Origin of the sequence: Mesorhizobium sp. M7A.F.Ca.US.005.03.2.1, assembly GCF_003997795.1 — a bacterium.
Classification (GTDB): domain Bacteria; phylum Pseudomonadota; class Alphaproteobacteria; order Rhizobiales; family Rhizobiaceae; genus Mesorhizobium; species Mesorhizobium ciceri.
Map to the genome: position 1 here is coordinate 1 of NZ_RZRP01000609.1, position 3,907 is coordinate 3,907.

A 3,907-nucleotide genomic window follows, 5' to 3' on the forward strand; every position below is an offset into this window, starting at 1 on the left:
ACCAGCGGGTCACCGAACTGCGAGCCAGGACTGTGACGCCCGCCAACATGCGCAATGCCATTATTCCGCTGCCGACGGCGAAGCCGGATCTCGGCACGGTTGCGGCCGTCCCTGGAATCGATGCCGAAGCGCCAGGTGCCGCCCAGCACCTTTCGATCGAGGCCGGCAAGCGGTCGGTGCGCGTGGTCGGCCCGGCGTTTTTCCCGGCCGAATGATCGCCGGCTTCCCCAATTGGCGATCACCGGCTGCGGCGTGCCTGCTGCGATGCGGTTGCCTGATCCGGCTGGAACAGAGAGGCGCTCACGGCGTTGTGATCGACATCAGCCGGGAGAAACGCCGTGGCTACGTTCCGGGAAATGCGGGTGCTGGAGATCGTCGAAGATGACTCGCTGACCACCGAACAGAAAATCGCCGAACTGCGCGAGATCGAATCCGAGGCGCGTGGGCTGCAGCGGGCTGCCTCGGAGGGTCCGATGGACGACGATGACGGCTGGCAGGAAGATCTGCGTCAGGTTCGTCTTGCACTCGACAAGCTCGGTGCGAAGGAGCCGAAAAAGGGCGCTGCTTCACTGTGAGGCCAGGTCACCGAAGCTATCCGCGGATCGCGTCTTGATCGCATCCCATCCGAAAACCGGGTCCCGCTTTTAGGGACCCGCTCCGATCTAATCGCAGACCATGCGAGCTCTCTTGCCAGGCTCGCTGACGTTCCTGCAGGTCAGCGGTTTCGCTGGCGCCGATAGGGAAGCGGACGCAGGCAACCTCGTCTGGTGCCGTCTCGGTGCGGCATGGCTGACCTTGCGCTCGGAAAAACGCCGGTCCGGCTGCGGCGCCACAGGAAAAGCGCCGTTCTCGACCTCGGATTGCCCATAGTCGACATTCGGTGGCGGCCGATCCCAGAATCGCCGGACATCAAGCGGTCTCGGGATGACGACCGTGCCGTCATAACTGCGCGAGCAACCGCCGCCGAAAAGCAGCGCCAGCCCCATGAAAAAAGGCACAATCCGTCCAAGCATCAGCAATACCCCTGCCGTTGCTTATATAGCGGGTTCGACCCCGCCGACAACCGGGCGGAATGAAGCAGACCGCGCCGCGCAATCCTGTCCAACCGACCGTTAAGGTTAGCGGATCCTTAATGCTTCTCGGGCAGATTCCGCCGACGAACCGCGGAGGAGGGTTCGGCCTTGGTTTTCGGGGTGGGGACGGCATGGCGGAAGCGGACGAAACAATCGGCGCGCGCGGCAAGCGCGGGCCTCGCAGATCCACGGTGCATGGCGACGATGCCTCATCGTCCGCCTCTTGCATGGATTCGAACGATGCGCTTCGCCGACTCGTCGAAGCCGGTTCGGACTGGGTCTGGGAAACGGACGCCGAACTGCGCTTCTCCTGGCTTTCGCAAAATTACCAGGCCGCCACCGGCATCGATCCGGCAAACGTGCTTGGCCGGTTCCGCTTCGACTTCCTCAACCAGGTCCTGAACGGCGATCGCAGTGGCGCGGCGCATCTGGAGGATCTGCAGGCGCACCGGCCTTTTCGCGACTTCGTCTACGAGCTCAAGGCTGGCAGCGCCGACTGTCGCTGGGTTTTGACGTCAGGCTTTCCAAAGTTCGACGACGAAGGAAGATTTGCCGGCTATCGCGGCATCGGCCGCAACGTCACGGCTCTGGCCGGCGCCTTCAAAAATCTGGGGCGGGAACCATCGGGTGACGGCGAGCCCGACCAGCATCTGGCCGACCTCGAGCGGACGATGGACGCCATGCATATGGGCGTCGTGCTTCTCGATGCCAGGCTCGACACGCTGATCGTCAACAAGGCCTATCGCGACCTCTCGAGGATTCCGGACGGCGCTGTTGCCGTCGGCGCTCCGTTCAGCCTGTTGATGGAGCTCAACCGCCGCAGCGGCATCTATGGCGACATCGACGAACAGCAATGGCAGCGCTACCTCGCTACTCGCCTCGACGAGATTCGCGCCGGATCCGTCGCGCCGCGCGAATTTGTCCATGCCAACGGCAGGACGATGATGTTTTCGGTGACGGCGTTGTCCGGGGGCAAGCGGCTGCTGACCTACTATGAGGTCACCGAGATCAAGCAGCGCGATGCGGAGATCAAAAGCGCCAATGCCAGGAATGCCGAGACCTTCGCCAGTCTCCGCACAATGGTCGACCAGATGCCGATCGGTGTCCTCGTGCTCGACGCCGATATGCGCGCCGAGATCATCAACCGTGCTTTCTATGATTTCTGGCAGATCGACGCGCGGCGCGCCGAGATCGGCTGCAGCTTTCGCGATCTGATGGACGCCAGCCGCGACATCGATCCGTTTGGCTCCGACGACGCGTCATGGCAGCGGCATATCGCCGAGCGCGAGGCGGAAATCAGGGCCGGTATCGCCGGATCGCGGCAGTTCCCACGCAATGACGGCCGCACGCTGATATCGTCGATGGCGCCGCTGGCCGGCGGGAAGCGGCTGATCTCCTATGTCGACGTCACCGACATGAAGGACCGGGAGGCCGAACTTGCCGACGCGCTGGAGAAAGCGCGGCTGGCGGAAGCGGTGATCAACGCCGTCAAGGATCCGATCTTCGTCAAGGACGACCATCTGCGTTTCGTCTTCGTCAACGAGGCGTTCGCCGCTCTGTTTGGCCAGACGCCGCAAGCCATGCTCGGCAAGCCCGGCGGCGATTTCCTCCCAACGAACGCTGTCGCGCTTTTCGAGCAGAGCGAACGTGACGTCCTTGCCACCGGGCGGCCGTACGAAGTGGAAGAGAATTTCGAGGTCGACGGCGCCAGCCGCTCGCGCATCGTCCGGAAGAGCCGCGTCGGCATGGCCAGCGGCCGCAACTACGTTGCCGGCTTCCTGTTCGACATTTCCGACATGAAGCGCCGCGAGACGGAGGCGCAGGACGCACGCAAGCATCTCGCCAGCGTGCTGGAATCCTTGCCGGCCGCCGTGATCATCTACGATCGCGACGACAGGTTCGTTTTCGCCAACCGCAAGATCCAGGATACGCTGCCGGCCTTGAAGCCGGCGTGGCAGCCCGGCTGTACATTCCGCGAAGCACTCGTGCTGGGTCATGCGAACGGCTATTTCCGCAGCAGCGGCGATCCGCAAATCGACCAGCTCTACGACAGCGATCATGACCGCTGGCTGGACGCGATCCTCGCCCGCTACCGCTTGCCCAGTTCCTCCTACGAGCGTCACAATCCCGATGGCCGCTGGTATCAGGTCTACGACATGCGGACCGACGACGGCACCTTCATCGGCGTTCGCGTCGACATCTCCGAGATCAAGAGCCGCGAGGCGGCATTGCGCGATTCCATGCGCCAGATCGACCTGTTCCGGCATGTGATGGACGAGTTGCCGGTGGCCGCCTTCATCAAGGCGCAGGACCTGAGCATCGAATTCGTCAACAAGGCTTGGTGCGCGATCACCGGCTTGGCAAAGGAGGATGTCATCGGCCGCACCGACCGGCAGTTGTTCGGCGCGCAGGACGCGGATGGCTACAGCCATGACGACACGCAAGTCGCCGTGACGGGCGTCGTCAAGGAGGTCGAGGAACCCGTCACCCATCGCGACGGCACGGTTCGGCAGTTGATGACCCGCAAGAGCCGCCTGGTGGCGCTGGACGGGTCGGTGCATCTGGTCGGTTCGAGCACCGACATCACCGACGTCAAGGCACGCGAGCGTGCGCTGGAAGAAAGCATGCGCGAGAACGAGGTGTTCCGCAGCCTGATCGACAATGTACCGGTATCGATCTACGCCAAGCGCTCCGATCTCCGGCAGTTCTATGTCAACAAGGGTTGGTGCGATCTGACGGGCTTCAGCAAGGAAGAGGCCATCGGCAAGACCGACATCGAGATTTTCGGGCCGGATGGCGAGGCCTTTGTCAATGGCGACCTCGCCGTGCTGCGC

The 3,907-nt window shown here is 63.2% G+C and carries 3 protein-coding genes and 1 pseudogene; 3 read left to right on the forward strand and 1 reads right to left on the reverse strand.

What is annotated here, in order from left to right; genetic code table 11:
- Both EN991_RS26670 and EN991_RS26675 read left to right on the forward strand, forming a co-directional pair.
- Positions 1-215 (forward strand): annotated as a pseudogene (locus EN991_RS26670) (hypothetical protein); the annotation flags it as partial.
- A 123-nt stretch (positions 216-338) separates the two neighbouring features.
- Positions 339-575 carry a hypothetical protein gene (locus EN991_RS26675; RefSeq protein WP_013529265.1) on the forward strand — a complete coding sequence of 79 codons (237 nt, stop codon included), beginning with the start codon at positions 339-341 and terminating at the stop codon, positions 573-575.
- Positions 576-662: 87 nt separating this feature from the next.
- Here EN991_RS26675 and EN991_RS26680 read toward each other — a convergent pair whose 3' ends face one another.
- Complete coding sequence (locus tag EN991_RS26680; RefSeq protein WP_013529266.1) at positions 663-1,013, reverse strand: hypothetical protein; 351 nt, start codon at positions 1,011-1,013, stop codon at positions 663-665.
- A gap of 191 nt (positions 1,014-1,204) precedes the next feature.
- Here EN991_RS26680 and EN991_RS26685 point away from each other — a divergent pair.
- Positions 1,205-3,907 (forward strand): PAS domain-containing protein (locus EN991_RS26685; RefSeq protein ID WP_164769381.1); only part of this gene is annotated, 2,703 nt, incomplete at its 3' end.